The following is a 20836-nucleotide window of genomic DNA, read 5'->3' on the forward strand; positions in this document are numbered from 1 at the left end:
ATGCCTTAGCGGACATCGGCGGACGCGCGGTGCGCACGTGAAGTCGCAATGCCGCGTGATGCAGCGGGGCGTCACCCCGTTGTCAGAGATCGTCCGTCGAAAGCGTTATCCGTTCGCCGGTGCCCGGCAACGCTTTGTGCTCTACGACCTTCAAAAGCCGGCGCTTGCCAAGCTCGAAGGCAAGCATCAATTGTTTCGGGGATTCGTTCGCAGCACCGAGTTTTTCACAGACCGTTTCAGCAGGGAGCGCGAAGGCGCAGTATCCCCAGCCAAAGCCGTAAGCCGAGAACCAGAGAGTCGAGTCGGCGGTAAGGAGCGGTGCTGTAAGGTTCGTATGGTGCTGGTCCATGGCCGTCACTTCCCGACCGATAGGGATGGGTGATGACCTTCGCATAGGGACTTACAAGAGTCCTTCTCTCGTGGCCTCGGCGGTGACCCGCTAGCGGTTTCGCTATTCACCAGGTTGCCCAGCGCTCGCTCCCCGTCCTTGCGGGCGGCGTCCTCAGTCGGGAAGGTGCTGTCACTGAAAGCAATGAGCTTGAATCCGCTCCCTCTTGCACGCGGCACGGTGATGCCCCAATGCCAGGCTCCGGCTTGCTCGAAGACATGCAATACGGGGGCGGCTGGCTTGCAAGCCTGGGAAGTTGTCATCGCACGTTCTCCTGTCATATCGCGACCGCCGGAGGACGATTGCAGATGCTCTGCCTTCAGACTACTGCTATTCAGCTGCGCTGCAATATGTCGATCGTGGTAAAAATGTCGAATCATGAGGCGTCACAATTTTGAAATGATTCGCCTCGCGCGGAGATGTGCGAACATGCATTGACGAGCTTTTGATCTGACATAATTCACGGGGGCTCCATGGCTAGCCATTCGCTCATCTGGGCAGCGGTGCCACACAATAGTGACGGCGTCGTCTTTCAGATTCGTATTGCCCACCGTCTTCAACGTTTCCACGTATCGCGCCGCGTGCTCGAGGATATATTCGACCTCGAACCCGCTGCTTCGGATGCGAGACTACTCGAACACTTCTATTTGCATCTGAATCGCTTGCTGACTCATGCTGGCGCGAAGCGCTCAACTGCCAGTTCAGGCACGGTTCCGCTTCACGCTATCGATTTCACTTCCACAAGCAAGGAACAACGCGGGTCAAATCGACATGCAGTGGCACGAAACGCGGCCTGAGCGACGGTATTGGATAGGGAGTATCAATCGTATCTCTGGGGTGCCGTTGTTTTGAAGGATCACCGTCTCGGCTTGTGTCCGACCCGCCCTTCGGCGAATCCATGAAAGTGTAGATTGCCAATCGCGGCCGACCAGGCGTTGACGCCGGCAAGTAGCGCGAGTCATTTCAACCGCCGAATCGGCGCGGATAAGACGGACCGTTGCGATACGCAGGCGAGCGATCGCGTATTCCCTCCGTGCACATTCCCGACGAGGAACAGGTGTGTCTTCAGGCATCACCGACCAGGACTGCCGGCGTGCGCCCCATGCGTGAAGACCGGTGTCTCGTCCACATGTCGGCGGATAAAGTACGCGATCGGGATGATCAGCAAGCCAAAGACGAACGGAATCCGCCAGCCCCAGCCTGACAGCTGTTCGGGCATGAGAAACTGGGTCAGTAGTGTTCCGAAAAGCGACGCGAGAACTGCCGTACCACCCTGGGCAGCCATCTGGAAGCTTGCATAGAAGCCGCGCCTGCTTCGTGGCGAATGTTCGACGAGAAAGCTGGTGGACGCTCCGAATTCGCCGCCGGCAGAAATGCCATGGATCAGGCGCCCCGCCACGACGATGATCGGAGCGACGATCCCGATCGATGCATAGGTGGGCGTCGCGGCAATCATCAGCGTACCGAGCGCCATCAGCGCGATGCTCAACGAAAGCCCTTTCTTGCGGCCATGACGGTCCGAATAGGAGCCAAGTATGAGCGCGCCGAGCGGCCACATCAGGTAGGATCCGCCGAACGTCCCCAGCGCAACGAGCAGCGACGTCAGTTCATGCGTGGACGGAAAAAAGACCTTTGCGATTACTACGGCAAAAAAGCCGTAGACGACAAGATCGAACCACTCGAGGGCCGTCCCGATGGTCGCGGCGGCCACGACCAGGCGAAGCCGTCACCGCGCGGCAGGACCAGCGTTCGTGGCCTCGTACGCCATGCTTGCCATTTTCATGTCCCTGTCGTCTCCGCTATAAGAGGTAGGAGACAGGTATTGACAGCGAAATTGGTGGGGCAAGCATCGGCCTTTCGCACTCAATAACCAACGGTTATCGTGAATCTGGATGATCTGACATATTTTCTGGCGATTGCCGAGACGGGACTGCTGCATCGCGCCGCGCTGAAGGTCGGTATCAGTCAGCCCGCACTCACGAAGGCCGTGCGCCGGCTTTAAGCGGAACTGGGCGTGCCGCTGTTCGAGCGCTCCCCAAAGGGCATGCAGTTGACCCGCTACCGGATCGAATTCGAGCGCAATGCTGTAAATCTGCGCGCAGCGTACGAAGACACGCTGTGCAAGATGGCGGAACTGCACTCCGCAGAGCTCGCCAAGATCAGGATTGGCGCGACACCCGCAACCGAGCCGCTAGTCAATCGCACGTTCCTCGCTTTGCTAAAGCGCCGTCCAGCCCTGCGGCTTGATCTGAACGTACAACTGTCGGACGCACTCATGCAGGCGCTGCTGCAAGGGGAGATCGATCTGGCGGTTGCCCCGATGCCTGTGAAACTGCCCGAGGATCTGGCTGCAGTGCGACTTCTGAGAGAATCGATCGAGATCGTATGCCGTAGCGGGCATCCCCTGATGGCTCTTGAAAAACCCGCCACGCCCGAACAGTTGAGTGACTACACCTGGATACTGCCGGGGCAAAGCGTGTCGGCAAGGCAGCAGATTGATGCGCATTTCGAGCGACACGGCGTCGACGAGCCCATCGTTCAGGTCCAGAGCAACTATAGCTCGCCTGTAGGCGTTTTTTCGTTGATCGCGAACACGGACATGTTGGGCATATGCAGTACCCAACACAGGCCCGTTGCAGAGCAGTACAGGTTGCAGGCCGTAAAGGCGAGCCGTGCGGACTGGCCTCGCGAAATCGCCTGCCCTGTACGTAAGATCGGACCGCTTTCGCCTCTGACATCCACTTTCAAAGAGCAACTGCTCCAGGAGTCGGCCCGCATCGAGACGAAACCAAAGCGGGCGAAGTTCACCTGAACGCGCGTCGCGCAAGCACTTTCATCTCTCAGGACGCCGAGGCCGCACAAGAACAATCGGGTCTCGTCTTTCGCGGGAAAGTCCGCTTATGGAGCAGTTAGGGATCGCCGCTTCACGATGGTGTTCGTCCGCTTCGGATCGTCTTGCGACGATCGCCTGTCGCCATCGTGCTTTACCTTTCAGTTCCTGAAGCACCTCCTATCACCGTCGGCGGTCATCGAAAGAGGCCTGTCGGCCGCGGACCGCGATGCCGAGCGTCGCGACACCACGGTCGGCGCCGTGCTGACCCGGTTGCTGACCGCAGCCGTGCCGGTCACGATGGCGGCGCGAAGAACGCCGGGCAGGTGCTCAACGCTTTGCTGCTGCCGTTGGTTGCCGAATAGCCGATCGCGCTGGCGGGCGGCCTTGTGTTGCCCGCTCGCAGAGCAAGTCCGCGGCGCGTTTCGCGTGGCGCCGATCATTGGCGCGTGCATCGCGTGCGACATGGCATCGTCGGGGCGCCCGGCGTGTTGCTGTGAGGCCAATCAGACATGCCGGGCGATCATCGGCCGGCATGTCAACAGTCGGCCACGATAAAGCGTCGCAATTGACGCACGAACTCCGTGCGGGCGGCGGCGGGCAGTTGACGTCCGACGGGAATACGCTGCCAGCCGTCGCAAAGGTAGACGGCGCCATCGCCGTCGCCGAGAGACACGGCGAGGCGGGCCGCATTCATCCGATGTATCGTGCGGCGTCCGCGCTCGTGTACTTCGACGATCACGAACGGGGGCGCGAACGTCAGCACCTCGCCGTCCGTCGCGTGTCTGGAGTAGGCGATAAAGGCGATGCCGATGGCGACGGTGCAAAGCACCGAGAAGGGCAGCGTGAGCCACGCGCCGAATGCGAATGCCGCCACCACGCCGGTCGCGAGGTCGAGCGCCATGAGGAAGACGGTCGCGGCGAGCGACTGCCGCGGCGTGAGGGAGCAGTTGCGCTTGATGCGCCACTCGCGGCTTGGCACATCTCCCTCGTCGTCGAAAGGGCCAGGCCCGTACGACCGTCTGAAGTATGCGTACATGATCGAAAGTCCCGCTCCGTTCGGGCGCTGGCCGATCTTCCGGCTGGGCTTTTCTTTCGTCTCGTCGGGCCGACCATTCCTATCTCGACGAGGTGCTCATGTTATTGCGCGGCGAGCCCTTTCTGCCTTGGAGACCGGTCGATCAACGCCGCACCGGACTACGAGGGGCCGCCCACGTCCGCCTTCACCCCGCGGGACGTATTGCGCTCCAGTCTCATGTACATGTTCGCCGCCACGATACCGAACACGATGTGAACGAACAGGCTGGACCAGTTGCGTGCTTCTGCGAACCACGGAAAAAACTGTGTCATGCCGTAGAAATTAATCAGGTAAACGACTACAGCGAAAGCGCCGCCCGCCAATGAAGCCATCCCCATGCTCGAGTCAAGGTTGAATGACGTCATGATTAGACCGAGGACAAGCGCGAATACGATGGCAAGGGCAAAATGCACCACAAAGGCCGCGAACACGATGCCAATCGAGAATGCTTGCGGCGATTGCAATGCGCCTCGTCCCAGCATGATCGCGGCGACCATACGTGGGGGCTCCAGCAGACTTGCGCCCGTCATCAGGGCCATCAGGACAACCCCTAACGCCAGGAACACAACGCCCGCGATGACGCCTGCCAGCACGGCTGCCCGCCAGTCAGGATGGCCGTGTGTGAAATGATGGGAATCCATGTGAAGTTCCACAATTTCTCTCCCGATTGATTCGGATAATTCATTCTAGTCCTCCAGTTCGCGACACTGATAGTGCCGCATGGCTATCGTCACCCCGACAAATGATCATCGTTCCTCGCACCCACCGATTTGGTGCTGGCCCCCGACGCGTCGACGGCGAACCGGTTGAGTGTGGCATTGCCGCCGAGGCGCTGGAAGATCGTTTCGGCGCCCATTGCGCGCTGGAATCCGTCTTAATGGCTGCTTTCGACAACGACCACAATCTATCTGTTCGGTTTGCGCGGAAGCGATCGACCAGAACGGCGGCAAAGGAGTAGTGTTACAGAGCGGACTGTTCACAGCGGACGGCATGGAACCCGATTGCGGCAGCACGGCATAGTCCCGGCGCGTGCCACCGCATGCACCTCTGGCTCGGCGCGAGCGAGGTGGGGCGGCACATAGTCTGCAACCGCTAGTCAACGATGGAAGGAGGCCACATGTCACTCATCGTCGCAGCACGCTTTACGACATTCCCCGCCGCTGAAGACGCGGTGCAACGGCTCTTCAATGCCGGTTTTGTGGAGGAGGACGTCACACTGTTTTTCGTCAATCCGATCGGCCAGCACGCGCGTTTTCGGCCTGGCGGCGATATCAGCGCGGACGCAAACGCGAGGGAGGCGCCGAGGGGGGCCGAGATAGGCATCGCGATTGGCGCCGCGGTTGGCGCCGTGGTCGGCGTCGGCATCTTCGCGGCGTTTTCGGCGCCGCTTATCGTGTCGCTGATCGCGGCCGGGGTGAGTGCGTATGTCGGTTCATTGGTCGGCGCGATGATGCGCACGCATGAAGCCGGCAGCGAAGAAACCCGTGATTCCGGCGTGCTGGTTGCCGTGCACGTGTCGGTGGACAGCCAGTTGGACGCCGCACGGGTGCTGCGCGATGCGGGAGGCGCGGCGATCGAACGCGCGACCGGCCGCTGGCAACAAGGGCGGTGGGCCGACTTCGATCCGCTCAAGCAGCCTGTGCCGCTCAATGAATTCAGTGAGAAGCACGCCTGATTTGAAGGTGTTTTTCGTCGAGATTTTCAGCGAGCCAGGAAACAGGAGCGGCCCGGCATGTGTGAACTGTCCCCGCAAAGTTGGACACTGATCCAACCTTCGGGGTGCAGTTCATTTGTCGGATCGTTTTGTATTCAGAGCGGTGCGTTCCAGGCACTCGCCTGAGGAACGGTCGGCGCAATCATCAGTGGAAGAAGAGTTCCCGCATGCCGAAGGTGTGATGCGCTTCGGCAGCCATCAGCACCATCAGCACCAGCAGGCCCAAGGGCGGTATCAGGATGGCGTACACCAGCGCCAACCGCTCCCACATCATGTGCATGAAAATCGACACGATCAGCCCGGCCTTGGCGATCATGAGCACGACAATGAGTGCCCAGCGCAGCAGGCCCTGCACGTGGAAGTAATCCACCATGTACGACATCGTGCTCAGTACGAACAGCAGGCCCCAGATCTTCAGGTAGATGCCGATCGGATGCTGCTGGCCGTGCGCGGTGTCGGGTCGATGGGCGGGATCGGTGTGGTCCATGGTCTGCCTCACCACAAATAGAACAGCGCAAAAATGAACACCCACACCAGGTCGACGAAGTGCCAGTACAAGCCGGCAATCTCTACGATCTGGAAGTTGCCGTGCTCGGTGAAGCCCGGCTGCACGATCTTGCGTGCGGTCAGCAGCAGGTAGATCACACCGCAGCTCACGTGAAAGCCGTGGAACCCGGTGATCATGAAGAAGCATGCGCCAAACTGCGCCGCGCCCATCGGGTTGCCCCAGGGGCGGATGCCTTCATGGACGATCAACTTGGTCCATTCGAAGGCCTGCATCGACACGAAGGTCGCGCCCAGCAGCGCGGTCGCCAGCAACAGTGCGGCGGCGCGCTTTGCGTTACGCCGGTAGCCAAAGTTGACAGCCATCGCCATGGTGCCGCTGCTGCTGATCAGGATGAACGTCATGATGGCGATCAGCAGCAAAGGCACATCCACGCCGCCCACCGTGAGCGCGAACACCTTGGAAGTGTCGGGCCACGGCACCGTGGTCGACATCCGCACCGTCATGTAGCCGATCAGGAAGCTGCTGAAGATGAAAGTGTCCGATAGCAGGAAGATCCACATCATCGCCTTGCCCCACGGCACCTTGAAGGCTTCCCGGTCGGCCGACCAGTCGGTGACGATGCCGCGCCACCCGTCCGGCCCGGCACCCGTGGGCGTGGCGGCAGCGGATTCGGTGGGGAGTGTGGGCGTGGTCATGGCGCGGCTCCATACAGTGGTCCGCAGATGGCGACGACGAGCTCAGGGGTGATCCACCACATCGCCGCCAGCAGCACGAGCCAGACAGCCAGCAGGAAATGCCAGTAGATGGCGCAAAGCGCGATGGCGCGGTGGGCCCGGAAGGGGTCCGCTCGCTGGAGAAGCGCGATCGTCACGGCCCAGGCCGCCAGCCCGCCCAGCACATGCAACCCGTGCAGGCCGGTGAGCAGGTAGAGGAAGCTATTGGAAGGATTGACGGTGACGGTCTGCCCGGCCGCCGACAGCATGCGCCATGCGGCCAGTTGTCCGGTCACGAACACGGCCGCCAGCACACCGCCTGAGACCAGCCACGCTGCGCGGTGCAAGGTAATCTGCCGGGCACGCTGCATGGCAATGCTTGCCAGCAGCAGCGCACCGGTGTTCCACCACAGCAGCGCTGGATGCGGGATCGGCTGCCAGTCGGGCTCGCGCATACGCATCGCATAGGCGAACAGCAGCAATGAAAACAATGTCGTTGCCACCGCCATGAAGACGATCAGGCCGGTGCGGCTTGCATTCGGCGAGACTGGTGGCGCGTCAGGAACGAAGGAGCGGGGCAGTGTGGTCATTCGCGTGCCTCTCCGGGTTGAAGCGTCGGGTGGGCGGCCGGTTCACGCGCCGTCGCAGGCGGCTGGTTTTGCGGGACGAAGTCTTCCTCCTGCCCCGGCGGGCTGTATTCGTACGCCCCGCGGTAAACGACGGGCAGCGCGGCGCCCCAGTTGCCATGCACTGGCGGCGTTTGCGGCGTCTGCCATTCGAGCGTGGTGGCCCGCCAAGGGTTGCTGTCGGCACGCTTGCCGCGCACCAGGCTCCACGCCAGGTTGTACAGGAACAGCAACTGCGCCACTGCAACGATCAGCGCAACGACGGTGATGAACGTGTTGAGCGTCTGCGCCGAAGATGGAATGAAGCTGTAACCCTCATACGCGTAATACCGCCGCGGCATGCCCAGGATGCCGAGATAGTGCATCGGGAAGTAGATCGCATAGGTGCCGAGGAAGGTGACCCAGAAGTGCGCGCGTCCGAGCGTGTCGTTGAGCATGCGGCCCGTCACCTTCGGATACCAGTGGTAGATGCCGCCAAACACCACCAGGATCGGCGACACGGCCATCACCATATGGAAGTGAGCCACCACGAAATACGTGTTCGACAGCGGAATGTCCACGCTCACGTTGCCGAGATAGAGCCCGGTCAGCCCACCCAGGACGAAGGTGCTGATGAACCCGATGGCAAACAGCATCGGCACGGTCAGGTGGATATCGCCGCGCCACAGCGTCAACACCCAGTTGTAGACCTTGAGGGCGGTCGGGATGGCGATGATGAGCGTGGTGGTCGCAAAGAAGAAGCCGAAGTACGGATTCATGCCGGCGATGAACATGTGATGCGCCCAGACCACGAAACTCAGCGCCCCGATGACGATGATGGCCCACACCATCATCCTGTAGCCGAAGATGCTCTTGCGCGCGTGCGTGCTGATGAGGTCCGACGCAATGCCAAAGGCCGGCAGCGCGACGATGTAGACCTCCGGATGCCCGAAGAACCAGAACAGGTGTTGAAACAGCAGCGGGCTCCCGCCAGCATGCTTGAGCGTCTGCCCCATCGACACCACGGCCGGTATGAAGAAACTGGTGCCGAGTGTCCTGTCGAGCAGCATCATCACCGCCGACACGAACAGCGCCGGAAACGCCAACAGTGCCAGGATGGTCGCAATGAAGATGCCCCACACCGTGAGCGGCATGCGCATGAGCGTCATGCCGCGCGTGCGCGCCTGTAGCGTGGTGGTGACGTAATTCAGGCCGCCCATCGTTGCCGCGACAATGAAGATCGCCAGCGACACCAGCATCAACACGATGCCCCATTCCACGCCCGGCGTGCCCGCCAGGATGGCCTGGGGCGGATACAGCGTCCAGCCCGCGCCGGTCGGCCCGCCGGGCACGAAAAAGCTCGCCACCAGCACCAGCACGGCCAGCAGGTAGACCCAGTAGCTCAACATGTTGAGAAACGGGAACACCATATCGCGCGCGCCCAGCATCAGCGGGATCAGGTAGTTGCCGAAGCCGCCCAGAAACAGCGCCGTCAGCAGGTAGATCACCATGATCATCCCGTGCATGGTGACGAACTGGTAGTAGTGGTTGGCGTCGATGAAGCTGAACTTACCCGGAAAGCCGAGCTGCAACCGCATCAGGTCCGATAGCACAAGGCCGACGAGGCCGACGGCGATGGCCGTCAGCGAATACTGCACGGCGATGACCTTGTGGTCCTGGCTCCAGACATAGCGGGTCCAGAAGCTTTGCTGGGCGTGGTTGGTGTGCGCGTAGGGCATTGCGTCTGCTCCGCTAGGGTTTGGCTGCGCTGATGGCGCCCGGGCCGCCTTGCGATTCGATGTAGGTCACCAGCGCGGTCAGCTCCTGCTCGCTCAGGTCGAAGGTCGGCATGATGGGTGCGAAGCCCTTCACGACGCGGGCCTTCGGGTTGCGGATAAAGGCGCGCAGATAGGCTTCGTCCACCTTCGCGGTACTGCCGTCGGCCATCGTTTCGGTCTTGCCGTACAGGCCCTTCCAGGTGGGGCCCACGCGCGGACTGCCGTCCACGGTATGGCAGGCGAAACAGCCCTTGGCCTCCGCGAGCGCCTTGCCCTGGTCAGCAAGCGTCTGGGTGCTGCCGCCCGCAGCGGCGGTTGCGGCCTGCACCCTGGCCTGCTGCCGCTGCGCGAACGTGCTCTGCTGTGCCAGCCAGCGCGAGAACGATGCTTCGTCTTCCACCACCACCACGCCGCGCATGTTGGAGTGCCCGATACCGCAAAGCTGCGCGCACAGGATGTCGTAACGCCCTGCCTTGGTCGGCGTGAACCAGAAGGTGGTCACCATGCCGGGCACTATGTTCATACGCGCACGGAAGGGCGGTACGTAGAAGTCGTGCAGCACGTCGCGCGACCGCGTCAGGACCTGGATCGGTCGGTTGAGCGGCAGGTGCACCTCGGGCGTCTCGATCAGGTAGTTGTCACGGCCGTTGGGATCGCCGGGGTTCAGGCCGAAGGGGTTGTCGTTGCTGATGTAGCGCACGTCCGTCGTGCCCAGCTTGCCACCGGGGCCGGCAAACCGGAAGCGCCATTGCCATTGCTGGGCGAGCACTTCCATCTGCAGCACGTTGCGCGGCGGCCGTACATAGTCCGCGTAGACGAAGAGCCCCGGTGCCAGCAACGCCGCCACGCCGACGGAGGTCAGGCCGATCAGCCACCATTCCAGCCGCTTGTTGTGCGGCTCGTAAGCAGCGCGATGACCCCCGCGGTGGCGGTAGCGCACCAGTGCGATCACGATGAACAGGTTGATCGCGATGAAGAGCGCGCCGGTAATGACGAGGGTGATCGTCAGCATGTCGTCCATGCGCACCCAGTTCGACGCGATCGGTGTGATCCACCAGGGACTGGCAAAGTGAAACCCTACCGCCAATACGATGATCAGGCTCAGGGCAATCGCAAGCGCCATAGTCCACCTCGCTGCGCGTCACTCGCTGGAGCCGCTGACAAAAAAGCTCCTGACATGATTGTGCCGCCTTGCCGTACTTCGTACTGCCTGCGCCGGCACTTCTGCCAGGACCGCTTCGCTGAGCGCTGTAAGCGGCTCTAAATCAAAGGTAGTCCTCTCCTTTGCATCGTGCAAGCCAGCGCCAGGGAAGCGCGCCCCATATACGGATCGCGCGAATGGAGGAGTCGCTTGGTGCGATGCAATGCAAAACGGCCGGCTCCAGTATCGGTTGCAGAGGCGGCCGTCTTCCGAGGGCACCGGATGTTTAGGGTCCGTTCACGTGTGCGACATGAGTACGATGAATTGCTGCAGTTGCGGATCACATCGCGACAAATTCATGTCCTCGGGAATCACCGTGTCGCACTTGAACAGCCACCCCGCCCATCCTTGCTGCAAAGCAGCGACCTCGTGCACTCGCCCGAACGCGGCGTGGTGCCCGGCGGTGCGACCGGCGCGCTTCTTGGCCTCGTGGCACGGGTGTACCGCGCCCGCGGAGCTAGCCATTGCGGGCGGCTCCGTCGTTGCATTGACGTTGGCAGGTGCTGGCTGCGGGGCCCACGATGATAGGCGTCGAGGAACCGAAAGCGCGGTTCGAGCGCTTCGTGGCGCCATACGTGACGGCCAGTTTTTGATCATGGCCGACACGTCGCCGCCCTTAGCCTTGGCCCCAATCGATTGCCGAGAACGGCGTGCTAACTCTTGACCAGCCCACCGTCTTCGAGCGCGTCAGCGGGGATCGAGTCGTCGATGCGCGGCCACTCCAGCTCGACATGGGCGTTCCAGTGGCGAAGCGCTTTCGCACGACCATCCTCATCGAGAGCGAATTCAAACGTGATGTCCGGGAAGTCGCTGCTGCGAAATTGCAGACCTTTGAATGGTTTCAGGACATCGGCCGGTTCACCCGGATGGAACAGCGAGATATCGCCGTCTCGACTCAGCTTGACACCCACCTTCCTGCCAAGAGGCGTTTCGTACGTGCCGACGAGTCTTGCGAGGACGTCCGCATCGGGTCGCGTTGGCCGACGGGCGAACACTGCTTCCGCCTGATCAAGCCATATCGCAGCGCGATCTATATCGCCGAGCATGCTCGTGAGGAACGAAACTGACCACGCGCCATTTGTCTCGTCATCAGCCGTGTCAAAGCGGTCGTAATGGAAATGGTTAAGGGGCAGCTTGACCTGACGGAATCCGAACTGGAGTTGCGTGCCGTCAGTGCTGATATCGAAAGTTCCATACGCCGGGTGCTCGTACGAGCCGGCGTAATCCGCCAAGTCGTGCGAGGGCTGCGTGTTCGGAACCGCACGTGGCACGGCACGTTCTCGTGCCTTGCGCATGGTCGCCTTTGCCTTCCTGCGAAAGTCGAGCAGCCGCGCCGTCCAGTCGGTCTCTTTGAGGCCAAGCGCGCGGCTATAGATATCGAAGCCGATTGCGTTGCTTAGCGGGGCGCAATGGTCGCCTATCACGAAGACAGAAACACCGATCTTCTCTTCCGGCAGATACGACACCTGTGAATGAAACGCACGCAACGTGCCGCCGTGACTCGTCAACAGATGACCCCGAAACGCGGCCGTCATGCGTCCCATGCCATAGATGCCGTTGAGATCGGTTTTGAAGCCGAACACGTCACTCATTTCGGTCGGCCACGGCAACCCGGGAGCGAGCGTCGCTTTTAGAACGCTCTCGGGTATGGCTTGCTTGCCGTCGATCAGTCCGTCGTTCATCAGCACGATCGACCAGCGCGCGATGTCCTCCAGGCTGGAGACGATGCTGCCCGCCGGACTGCACCCGTCATCTTTCGGCGCAGGTGGTTGCCAGAATTCATTGCTGTTGCGTCCCTCGGAGAAAGGTAACGCGTAGTCTCCCTGTTCGTCGGCTTTTGCGTCGCCATACGTGAACAAGGTTCGGTGCATACCGAGGGGCACCAGAATCTCGTCGCGGATGAATTGTTGCCATGGTTTACCGCTGATCAACTCGATGATATGGCCGACCGCTTCGTACATCATGTTGTTGTAGATGAGCCGCGAACGCAGCGGAACAATCGGCTTCATGAACCGGATGCGATCAAAAAGATCTTTCGTCGAGTAGTCCGATTCGTACCAGATCATGTCATAACGCGGCACACCGGTTTTGTGCCCAAGCATGTCGCGCAATGTGACTGCCGCATCGAGTGATTGATCATAAAACCGCAGACTGGGCACTGCATTACGAATCGGTTCATCGAAACTCAGCAGGCCGCGTTCAACCAGCAATCCGGCGGCGACAGCGGTAAAGAGCTTCGTATTCGACGCGATTGGAAACAGTGTCGAGGAAGTAAATGGCCGCGCGTTCACAACGTCGCGATGGCCGTACCCCTGCGTAATCACGACCTCGTCGTTCCTGACAATACTCACACCGACTCCCGGCACGTGCCAGTCACGCACGAGAGTTTCCATATAGCCCTCCAAGTCGCCCAAATCCAGTTTGCTCGAATCGCTAGACATAGAGTCTTCCTTCTAATCAAAAGTGGATTGCTGGAAAAGCGGAATGTATTGGGAGCAGCGTGACGGAGCGGTTGGCAGCCGGTGATTCTAGCGGGAAAAATAAAGCAGCAACGCAATGGCAAACAAAGTCGCCTGAATGACGATTCAGGATGATTGCCGCTTCGCGTCAAGGCCGCGCAGGAAACTCGCCTCGGTGAATATTGAAAGGCCGCCATTTGCAATTCGAAAGGCCACTCAGCGTCGATTTATGTTTTCTGCATACATGCCGCTCTCGGTAAACGCCTGCGCGCGAATCAGTGGATGAGCATGCCAGAGCGGTTAATATGCGACTTCTTCGACCGCAAGGGAATTCATCTTGAATTTAGCAAAGCGCGTTATGTGTGGTTTTGCGGGGGCAGTTTTTCTGGGCTTCCTGGCAATACTGGCGCTGCACCACAACGGCTCGATTGAAACAGAGACCTTGATTGACAGTTCACCTCAGACGGTGTGGACGGTCCTCACCGCGACCGACGACTACCCATTGTGGAATCCGCAGATTTCACGATTACGAGGGCAGCTTCGTGAGGGCAACGTCATCGAGTTTGTGGAGGGGACGGGGCCAGACGCAATGGTGTTTCATCCCAGGATATTGGCGGTGCAGGCTGTTCGGGAATTACGTTGGAAAGGGTACGTTTGGTTTCCCGGTCTTTTTGACGGCGAGCACCGCTTCATTCTCGAAACCGTGGGTAACAAAACGCGTTTTATCCAGGCTGAAACGTTCACCGGCATTCTTGCTGGCACCCTGACTCAGAGTGTCCTAAGGGACACGGTTACTAGCATGCAGGCGATGAATGACGCATTGAAAAAGCGAGCCGAGCTAGCGTCTGGTCAACCGCTGAAATAGTCGGTTAGAGCACCTGGGCAGCTCCCTGCTGACTGATTGATACCGGATGTCCGTTGACGAGCACGGCAGCTGACCGCCTCGGGTCGGCTATGCCAATCGCAGCAAACGGTAGCCGGCTACGAGCGGTCGTTCGACATCAGCGTCAAGATCGTCAACAATCAACCAGTTCCTCGTCCGCCTCGCGTTCACCGAGTCGCCAATTAACCAATTGTCAGGATAGCGCCATGCTCGAGGGCCCCCTTCGTCTGTATGCCGATACACAGTTCGCAAGCCCGTACGCAATGTCCGTGTTTGTGGCTCTCCAGGAGAAACAATTGCCTTTTGAGCTGTTCGCGGTGGACCTCGGGACTGACGCCAATCGTGAAGAGAGCTACGCCGCCAGCTCATTGACTCAGCGCGTGCCCACATTAACGCATGGCGATTTTGCGCTTTCCGAGTCATCGGCGATTACGGAGTACCTGGACGATACTTTCGCGCAGACGCGCCTTTATCCGCAGGATCGACATCTCAGGGCTAGGGCACGCCAACTCCAGGCGTGGCTCAGAAGCGACCTGATGCCCATTCGTCAAGAGCGCTCGACGGAGGTCGTGTTCTACGCGAGGCAGGCCGCGCCGCTTAGTGCCATGGCGGAGCTCGCAGTGCAGAAACTATACTTTGCGGCGGATCGGCTTCTCCCAGAAAATGCATCGAACCTATTCGGCGATTGGTGCATCGCCGACACCGATCTGGCCTTGATGCTAAATCGCCTCGTCATGAATGGCGATGACGTCCCCGCAAAGTTGTCGACGTACGCAGCGCATCAATGGGAGCGAGCGTCGGTGCAGCAGTGGGTCATGCTGGACCGGCCTCAGCTCTGACCACCAACGCAAGCGGCAGACTTCTACGTGGAACGACTGCCGGCAAGGGAGAGACTTCCGACATACCTCCATGAATTGCTGACAACCGCCAGCAGATGATCCGCCCGTTGCACAGACACAGCAACAGGCGCTCGCGGCACCGATCCCGTTCGAGATGAAGATATTCGGCCACGGACAAGACGTCCCGCTAAACGCCCGGGATGTACAGCGGATCGATTTCGATCCACCATTGAACGCGTGCCGTCATTCTATGGCCGCGCGGTGAAGTTGCCGCCAGTCGCCGGGCGTCACGCCCATCCGCTGAGTAAATACCCGCCGAAAGGCAGACACCGACTGATACCCGACAAGATCGGCAACCGCCTCGGTCGACGAAGTCGATTTTCGCAAAGCATTGGCCGCCGCGCTCATTCGGATATCGGTCAGGAGATCCAGTGCGGAGCGGCCGAGACTCGCCTGGAAATGCCGTGTGAATGTGGCGCGCGACATGCTGCAAAGTCCGGCCAGTTCAGGAAGCGTCCATGCGCGAGCTGGATCACTGAACATGGCGGCAGCCGCGGGTGCGAGCCTCGGGTGGGCGGCTAGTGCCAGCATCCCGGTGCGGGCCTGACCGGCCTCACCCGCCGTCCGCAGCGTCAACGCAAACAGAGCGGACGACAGCGCGTTCAGCACGGCGCCGCTGCCCGTTTCGTTGTCCATCGCTTCGGCTCGCATCAACGCGACCAGTCGGCTCAGGCGTTCGGCTTGCGGCAGACTCTGCGTAGCGGTGCCGCTATCTTCGGTCCGCACCACGAGTTCCAATGGCAGGTAGCTGCGGGTCAACCTGTCATGAGGCGGCGCGACGACAAATCGGCCGCATAACATATCGAATGCCTCGCCATCGCCGCCACTTTCGTTGACAAGGAGGCTGCCTGAGGTGTGAACCTTCGTCGGCGCCGGTGCGGCGCCGCTGCCGTCGTGCAACACGTGCGCCGAACCGTGTGGCAGTAGAGCGATATCACCCGGTCGCAAGTCGTAGGTTGCACCGGATTCCACGTTCTCGAACACGGCCCTGCCGGTCAGCACAACGTGGTACGGCAATTCCTGGGCTCCGGCCTGAGCGTATTCGATTGCCCAGGGAACTCGCATCGCACAGCGAACTTCCACTTTCCCCGTGACAGTCACGAGCTCCATGAAACGGGTGAGCCAGTCGGCCTGATCTTGCATATCGGACCTCCTTTTTGAACGCGACAAGACGACTTCCCGTCGTTCATTGGCCGGGTTTGACGAGCCTGACTAGCTCGTTGCGCAGCGCCGCGACAGCCTTTTGCACTTGGGCGAATTTGTGCGGTGCCATGCACCACACCCCTGAGAGTTTCATCCGCGGGGCCTGGTCGCACCAGCCGACGCCGCTTTTGTCAGGAGGATCCGCACCTGGCGCTGGTCTTCCGGATTGCGCTTTTTGCAGGTCACCCGCCACCTGGAGCTTCTTCAGCATTGGCGTAAGCGTGTTCGATGCGAGAAGAAGCTTTTCTTGCCCAGTCCACCGACGGTCTGATTGTCCGCTTCCCACAGCGTAAAGAGTGCGAAGTAATGCGTGTAAGTCACCTCAAGCTCATCGAGTATCGGCTCATGTCTTGCCGAACGCCAGATTTGCGGCGTAGGCCGCCCAGGCACAGCGAATCGGAAAGCGTAAGCCCTTGCTCAGGGTATTGCATCTGTGTCCTTGTGGACTCAAGCATGACGTCTCGCGATGGAATATTGCTGCGTGCCCAATCATTCGCTTCAGTCAGGTTCGCGATACAAGGCACCAAGCTTGTTGCCGTCTGGATCGCGCAGATAGGCGAGATAGAGGCTGCCGTATGCGGTCTCACGCACTCCGGGCGGCGCTTCAGCCGAAGTTCCGCCATTGGCGACGCCGGCGGCATGCCACCGGTCGACCTGTTCGACCGACTGGCAGGCAAACCCGATCGTCCCACCGTTGGCAGAAGTGGCAGGTTGACCATTGAGTGGCTGGGTGATGATGAAAAGCGTCGTGTCGGCGCGATAGACGTAGCGCCGACGCTGATCGTTGTCATCGCTGATGCCTTCGCCATAACCGAGTGGGCCCAGCACCGCATCGTAAAAGCGTTTTGCTGTCTTCAGGTCGTTGGTGCCGACCACTACGTGACTGAACATTGTGTCCATCCTTCCAAATAGACGACGACCTGTCCGATGCTGCGGCCGATGCGCACGAAGTGCGACCATGCGCGGCGGCCTCGCTGGAGTGCATTCTCACGGTCGAGCGGTGTGTGAAGAGGGGAATGCGCGCCTCATCCGGTCACGCCGTGACGATGTCCGTGACGACCTCAATGTTGCCGCGCACCGACTTCGAGTACGGGCAGATCTGATGGGCCAGGTGCGCAATCGACTCGACGACTTCCCGATCGAGGCCCGGCACACGAACAGTGAACTGGGCGCCGAGGAACCACGCGGAACCGGTCTGCCCGATGTTGACCTTGATGTCGACGGAATAATCCGGCGGCAGCGTTACCTTCTTTAGCTGGGCCGCCATCCCGAACACGGTGGTATAGCAGGCCGACCAGGCGCCAGCAAACAACTGCTCGGCTCGTGGGTGCGGCTCGGTGGCGACGAATTCGACGTTCTCGACATCGGGGGCGGTCAGTTTGAGGTCATAGACACCAAACTCGCCGCGCTGGGCGTCCGGATTGCGGTTGACCGTCGCGTGCGTGTTACCTGAATTAAGGACTTTCTCGATCTTTTCCATGATGGTTTCCTTCGTAACTGTAAGTATCAAATCTGATTGAGTCGCTAGCGATATAATCGCATGCGATTTATATATCAAAACGAAAATACGAGGCCTGCAAGGCGAATCAGGGTCAATTGCAAGCGCGATGCAATAGACATGAACGAAAGCCTTTCGTTAGTCCAATTTTCGCTAGGCAGTCGGTGAGCTTCACGTGCGTGGTTCGATCACACCGTGACCACCGTCATGCCGACCTCGATGTTGCCGTGAACAGCTTTCGAGTAAGGGCAGATCTGATGGGCGAGATGCGCGATCGACTCGACAGTTTCTGGCGCCAGACCCGGTGCTCGGACGGTGAATTGCGCGCCGAGACAAAACCCTTTACCGACCGAGCCAATGCTGACCCGAATGTCGATGGAATAGTCCAATGGCAGCGTGACCTTTTTAATCGAGGCCGCGATCTCAAACGCGCTGATGTAGCAGGCCGACCATGCGCCCGAAAACAGCTGTTCTGCCCGCGGGTGCAACTCTGTGCCGATGAACTGGTGTTCCTCACCGCCGGGAGCGGTCAGTTCGAGGTTCAGAACGCCATGCTCACTGCGCGGGATTTTGGGGTCGTGATTGAACGTAGCGTGGCTGTCGCCTGAGAAGAGGACTTTATCGATCGTGGTCATGTTGAACTCCTTCGATGCGTGGATAGGAGTCGCCACTTTAAATGGAGGTATTGCGCTTGCCGAGTCGCGAATGGCTCATAGGCATGCTCGAAAGGATCAACCCGTGGCTGGCGGTGTCGTCGCTCGGCGATTTAGCGACGACACAACCGTCCTCTTGATTTCGGTACCGCTCGCCCCGTCCAGCCGGCGTCGTCACGCGGTTCCGTGAACGGCTGCGGCGCCCACGGCCAACTTCCTGAGGTTGCCGACAGGGCCGCGACCCGTATGCCGAGACGAGACACTCCCGGATGCGGGTAGTGAGGTGCGGCTTGCAAAGGCGCAAAGAGTTGCATATGTTCATACGTAAGCCACCGACCGTGACTCTGGAATCTCGCTGGCCGACCCTTCACGCGAATGATCACTACATCTGGAGAGCATCGGTCATGGTCGAGAAAAAGTGGATTCATGTTGCGATTCTCGCCGCAGTGATCGCCTTGATTGCGCCGACGTGTCGGTCGGAAAACACCACGGACTGGCTGGCGAACACCTATGGCACGCTCGCCGCCCACGTGGGTAATACCGCGCGTTCCATGTGGGTCGCGCCCGAGGGTGTCATCTACACGGCCTCAATGTGGGACGAGTACGAGGGTGGTGTCGCCGTCTACCAGGCCGGCAAGAGCCTCGGCTCGATCGGGGCGCACGGAGAGTTTCAGGGTGGCGCGATCACGGGCAACGCGACGTCGATCTTCGTGGCACTGCAGCCCGGCGGGACATACGGAAGTGGTGCGGTGGGCCGATACAACCGCGCCACTAAAACGCGGGATATGTTGATTCAGGTCAGCGCATTTAACAACCTGCCCCGGGTCGACGTCGTCACTGGACTGGCCACGGCGGGCTCGCTCCTCTATGCGAGCGACTTCTATGGCAACCGCGTCCGGATATTCACTACCGACGGTATCTGGAAGCGGGACATCAACGTCACGGCCCCGGGTGCCCTCGCAGTCGATAGCGCGGGCAACGTCTGGGTCGCCCAGAAGGGCGAGGGCTCGGTCGTCGAGTTCAGTCCGGCTGGCGCGCTGTTGAACACCATCCAGATGCCGGGTGGGGCGCGGCCATCGGCGCTCTATTTCGATGCGTCATCGGGGCAGCTCATGGTGGGGGACGAAGGCCCTGACATGAACATCAAGCGCTACAAGCTCTCGGGTACGCCGGCGCTGGCCGGTACATTCGGCATCCAGGGTGGTTATCTCGATACCACGACGGGAATCAAAGGGCAGGTTGGCGACAAGCGCTTTACCCGCGTCACGGGCATCGGCAGGGACACCGCGGGCAACCTCTATGTGCTCAATAATCCGTGGGGCGGGAGCTGGGATCTGGGCCGCGACGGCGGCACCGACATTCACTCTTACACCAGTTCTGGCCGGCTGCAGTGGAAGCTTCAATCTCTCAACTTTGAGGGGATCGCCGCTGCGGACCCGGGTACCGACGGCGTCGACCTCTATGGAGGCACCGACATCTACACCGGCACCGCGGGGGGAACCTTCGTGGCGAACACAGTCGATCCGTTCGACTATCCCTCCGACCCGCGCATCAACATCAACGATCGCTCACGGGACGAGCATTTCGGTCAGCTTGCCACCGTCGGCGCAAACCGCATCCTCGTGGCATCCGGTCAGAATCCCGATACCTACTACTTCTTTCACTTCAATGCTGCGAATGGCTACATCGCAATCCCGGACGCCACGCTTCCCGGTGCGGCGTTCAACACGACCGCGGCGGTCAGGGCCGGATTTTGCATCGACAGCAAAGGAGGCGTGTGGGCCGGCCTGGACAAGACCGGGTACATCTACCACTATCCGCTGATCGGCTTCGACGCCGGCGGCAAGCCAGCATGGGGGCCCGGTATTCCCATTCGCATTCCCGAGAGCATCAAGCCGTTGACGCGCATTGTCTATCTCGCGGACAGCGACACCATGATTCTCGGACAGGGGATTGTCGGGAGTACGGACTGGACGTCGATAGGTACGCGGGTCGAGGTGTATCACGGCTGGAGCGCGGGCAACACCACGACACCCAATCCGGTGATCAACCTCGCTCACGCGGGCGCCAAGTCGATCGACGCGGCCGGCAGCTATCTATTTGTCGGTTACTGGTTCGGCAGCGGGCAAGCTTTGCCGAACATCGACGCCATCAATCTCGCTACCGGCAACCTCGACACTACCCTGGTCAACACCCGCACCAGTACCGTCGACGCCAGCAGCGCCATCGATTCGATGTACGGCGTCAGGGCATACCGCCGGTCGACGGGCGAATACGTGGTCACGAAGAACAACGTCAAAGGTTCCAGCATTACCGTTTATCGCTGGACGCCGTGATCCTGTGTTTCGTCAGCGGGAGAGCGGCTAATTATGATCGTTCCAGCTACGATGAAAAACGATCACCACAGGCACAGGCGCTCCAGACCC

General features: G+C 60.4%; 23 protein-coding genes and 1 pseudogene. 7 read left to right on the forward strand and 17 right to left on the reverse strand.

Features of this window, described 5'->3' with window-relative positions; translation table 11 throughout:
• Positions 1 to 82: 82 nt before the first annotated feature.
• Together CJU94_RS34880 and CJU94_RS34895 are read right to left on the reverse strand one after the other, a co-directional pair.
• On the reverse strand, positions 83 to 349 hold the full coding sequence (locus CJU94_RS34880) for a hypothetical protein (protein ID WP_095423201.1): 267 nt from the start codon (positions 347 to 349) through the stop codon (positions 83 to 85).
• Between the two features lie 1111 nt (positions 350 to 1460).
• Positions 1461 to 2099, reverse strand: a complete 639-nt coding sequence (locus tag CJU94_RS34895; protein ID WP_425272238.1) for an MFS transporter — start codon at positions 2097 to 2099, stop codon at positions 1461 to 1463.
• A gap of 171 nt (positions 2100 to 2270) precedes the next feature.
• Between CJU94_RS34895 and CJU94_RS34900 the strand changes: the two genes are divergently transcribed.
• Together CJU94_RS34900 and CJU94_RS34905 are read left to right on the forward strand one after the other, a co-directional pair.
• Positions 2271 to 2390, forward strand: a complete 120-nt coding sequence (locus CJU94_RS34900) for a LysR family transcriptional regulator (protein WP_157763851.1) — start codon at positions 2271 to 2273, stop codon at positions 2388 to 2390.
• A gap of 12 nt (positions 2391 to 2402) precedes the next feature.
• The gene (locus CJU94_RS34905) at positions 2403 to 3200 is read left to right on the forward strand and encodes a LysR substrate-binding domain-containing protein (protein ID WP_095423204.1); all 798 of its coding nucleotides are present in this window, start codon (positions 2403 to 2405) and stop codon (positions 3198 to 3200) included.
• Positions 3201 to 3756: 556 nt separating this feature from the next.
• Here CJU94_RS34905 and CJU94_RS34915 read toward each other — a convergent pair.
• The 3 genes from CJU94_RS34915 to CJU94_RS42350 form a co-directional block, all read right to left on the reverse strand.
• Positions 3757 to 4200 (reverse strand): DUF2244 domain-containing protein, encoded by a 444-nt coding sequence (locus CJU94_RS34915; protein WP_157763852.1) that lies wholly within the window; start codon positions 4198 to 4200, stop codon positions 3757 to 3759.
• Positions 4201 to 4415: 215 nt separating this feature from the next.
• On the reverse strand, positions 4416 to 4937 hold the full coding sequence (locus CJU94_RS34920; RefSeq protein ID WP_244221111.1) for a hypothetical protein: 522 nt from the start codon (positions 4935 to 4937) through the stop codon (positions 4416 to 4418).
• 89 nt (positions 4938 to 5026) lie between these two features.
• Entirely contained in the window at positions 5027 to 5152 is a 126-nt protein-coding gene (locus CJU94_RS42350; protein WP_279636665.1) for a hypothetical protein, read from the reverse strand.
• Here CJU94_RS42350 and CJU94_RS42030 point away from each other — a divergent pair.
• Both CJU94_RS42030 and CJU94_RS34930 read left to right on the forward strand, forming a co-directional pair.
• The gene (locus tag CJU94_RS42030; RefSeq protein ID WP_244221160.1) at positions 5129 to 5254 is read left to right on the forward strand and encodes a hypothetical protein; all 126 of its coding nucleotides are present in this window, start codon (positions 5129 to 5131) and stop codon (positions 5252 to 5254) included. The genes CJU94_RS42350 and CJU94_RS42030 overlap by 24 nt on opposite strands.
• A gap of 159 nt (positions 5255 to 5413) precedes the next feature.
• Positions 5414 to 5971 (forward strand): hypothetical protein, encoded by a 558-nt coding sequence (locus tag CJU94_RS34930; protein ID WP_095423208.1) that lies wholly within the window; start codon positions 5414 to 5416, stop codon positions 5969 to 5971.
• Between the two features lie 184 nt (positions 5972 to 6155).
• Here the strand turns inward: CJU94_RS34930 and CJU94_RS34935 are convergent, their stop codons facing one another.
• The 7 genes from CJU94_RS34935 to CJU94_RS34965 all read right to left on the reverse strand — a co-directional run bounded on the left by CJU94_RS34935 (position 6156) and on the right by CJU94_RS34965 (position 13256).
• Positions 6156 to 6497: a cytochrome C oxidase subunit IV family protein gene (locus CJU94_RS34935; protein ID WP_095423209.1), complete on the reverse strand. Its 342-nt coding sequence runs from the start codon at positions 6495 to 6497 to the stop codon at positions 6156 to 6158.
• A gap of 8 nt (positions 6498 to 6505) precedes the next feature.
• Positions 6506 to 7213, reverse strand: a complete 708-nt coding sequence (locus CJU94_RS34940; protein WP_095423210.1) for a heme-copper oxidase subunit III family protein — start codon at positions 7211 to 7213, stop codon at positions 6506 to 6508.
• Positions 7210 to 7821 carry a cytochrome c oxidase subunit 3 gene (locus CJU94_RS34945; protein WP_095423211.1) on the reverse strand — a complete coding sequence of 204 codons (612 nt, stop codon included), beginning with the start codon at positions 7819 to 7821 and terminating at the stop codon, positions 7210 to 7212. The genes CJU94_RS34940 and CJU94_RS34945 overlap by 4 nt, the downstream gene beginning before the upstream one ends.
• Positions 7818 to 9575, reverse strand: coding sequence for a cytochrome c oxidase subunit I (gene ctaD, locus CJU94_RS34950; RefSeq protein WP_095423212.1), 1758 nt, complete (start codon positions 9573 to 9575; stop codon positions 7818 to 7820). Before ctaD ends, CJU94_RS34945 begins: the two co-directional genes overlap by 4 nt.
• Before the next feature lie 13 nt (positions 9576 to 9588).
• On the reverse strand, positions 9589 to 10737 hold the full coding sequence (locus CJU94_RS34955) for a c-type cytochrome (protein WP_095423213.1): 1149 nt from the start codon (positions 10735 to 10737) through the stop codon (positions 9589 to 9591).
• A 315-nt stretch (positions 10738 to 11052) separates the two neighbouring features.
• A complete protein-coding gene (locus CJU94_RS41600; RefSeq protein ID WP_208645433.1) occupies positions 11053 to 11280 on the reverse strand; it encodes a hypothetical protein in 228 nt (75 codons plus the stop codon).
• A gap of 188 nt (positions 11281 to 11468) precedes the next feature.
• A complete protein-coding gene (locus CJU94_RS34965; protein ID WP_095423214.1) occupies positions 11469 to 13256 on the reverse strand; it encodes a serine hydrolase in 1788 nt (595 codons plus the stop codon).
• A gap of 355 nt (positions 13257 to 13611) precedes the next feature.
• On the opposite strand from CJU94_RS34965, the gene CJU94_RS34970 reads away from it, so the two are divergent.
• Together CJU94_RS34970 and yfcF are read left to right on the forward strand one after the other, a co-directional pair.
• On the forward strand, positions 13612 to 14139 hold the full coding sequence (locus tag CJU94_RS34970) for an SRPBCC domain-containing protein (protein ID WP_157763853.1): 528 nt from the start codon (positions 13612 to 13614) through the stop codon (positions 14137 to 14139).
• Positions 14140 to 14363: 224 nt separating this feature from the next.
• Positions 14364 to 14996 carry a glutathione transferase gene (gene yfcF / locus CJU94_RS34975; RefSeq protein WP_095423216.1) on the forward strand — a complete coding sequence of 211 codons (633 nt, stop codon included), beginning with the start codon at positions 14364 to 14366 and terminating at the stop codon, positions 14994 to 14996.
• 243 nt (positions 14997 to 15239) lie between these two features.
• Here the strand turns inward: yfcF and CJU94_RS34980 are convergent, their stop codons facing one another.
• The 5 genes and pseudogenes from CJU94_RS34980 to CJU94_RS35000 form a co-directional block, all read right to left on the reverse strand.
• Positions 15240 to 16199: a cupin domain-containing protein gene (locus CJU94_RS34980; RefSeq protein WP_095423217.1), complete on the reverse strand. Its 960-nt coding sequence runs from the start codon at positions 16197 to 16199 to the stop codon at positions 15240 to 15242.
• Between the two features lie 43 nt (positions 16200 to 16242).
• Positions 16243 to 16690, reverse strand: a pseudogene (locus CJU94_RS42635) (transcriptional regulator, SarA/Rot family).
• A 67-nt stretch (positions 16691 to 16757) separates the two neighbouring features.
• Positions 16758 to 17150, reverse strand: a complete 393-nt coding sequence (locus CJU94_RS34990; RefSeq protein WP_095423218.1) for a VOC family protein — start codon at positions 17148 to 17150, stop codon at positions 16758 to 16760.
• Positions 17151 to 17292: 142 nt separating this feature from the next.
• Positions 17293 to 17739: an OsmC family protein gene (locus CJU94_RS34995; protein WP_095423219.1), complete on the reverse strand. Its 447-nt coding sequence runs from the start codon at positions 17737 to 17739 to the stop codon at positions 17293 to 17295.
• A 206-nt stretch (positions 17740 to 17945) separates the two neighbouring features.
• Positions 17946 to 18392, reverse strand: coding sequence for an Ohr family peroxiredoxin (locus CJU94_RS35000; protein WP_095423220.1), 447 nt, complete (start codon positions 18390 to 18392; stop codon positions 17946 to 17948).
• 422 nt (positions 18393 to 18814) lie between these two features.
• Between CJU94_RS35000 and CJU94_RS35005 the strand changes: the two genes are divergently transcribed.
• Positions 18815 to 20746 carry an SMP-30/gluconolactonase/LRE family protein gene (locus tag CJU94_RS35005; protein ID WP_095423221.1) on the forward strand — a complete coding sequence of 644 codons (1932 nt, stop codon included), beginning with the start codon at positions 18815 to 18817 and terminating at the stop codon, positions 20744 to 20746.
• Positions 20747 to 20836 lie beyond the last annotated feature (90 nt).

This window comes from Paraburkholderia aromaticivorans, from assembly GCF_002278075.1.
In the GTDB taxonomy this organism is placed as follows: Bacteria; Pseudomonadota; Gammaproteobacteria; order Burkholderiales; family Burkholderiaceae; genus Paraburkholderia; species Paraburkholderia aromaticivorans.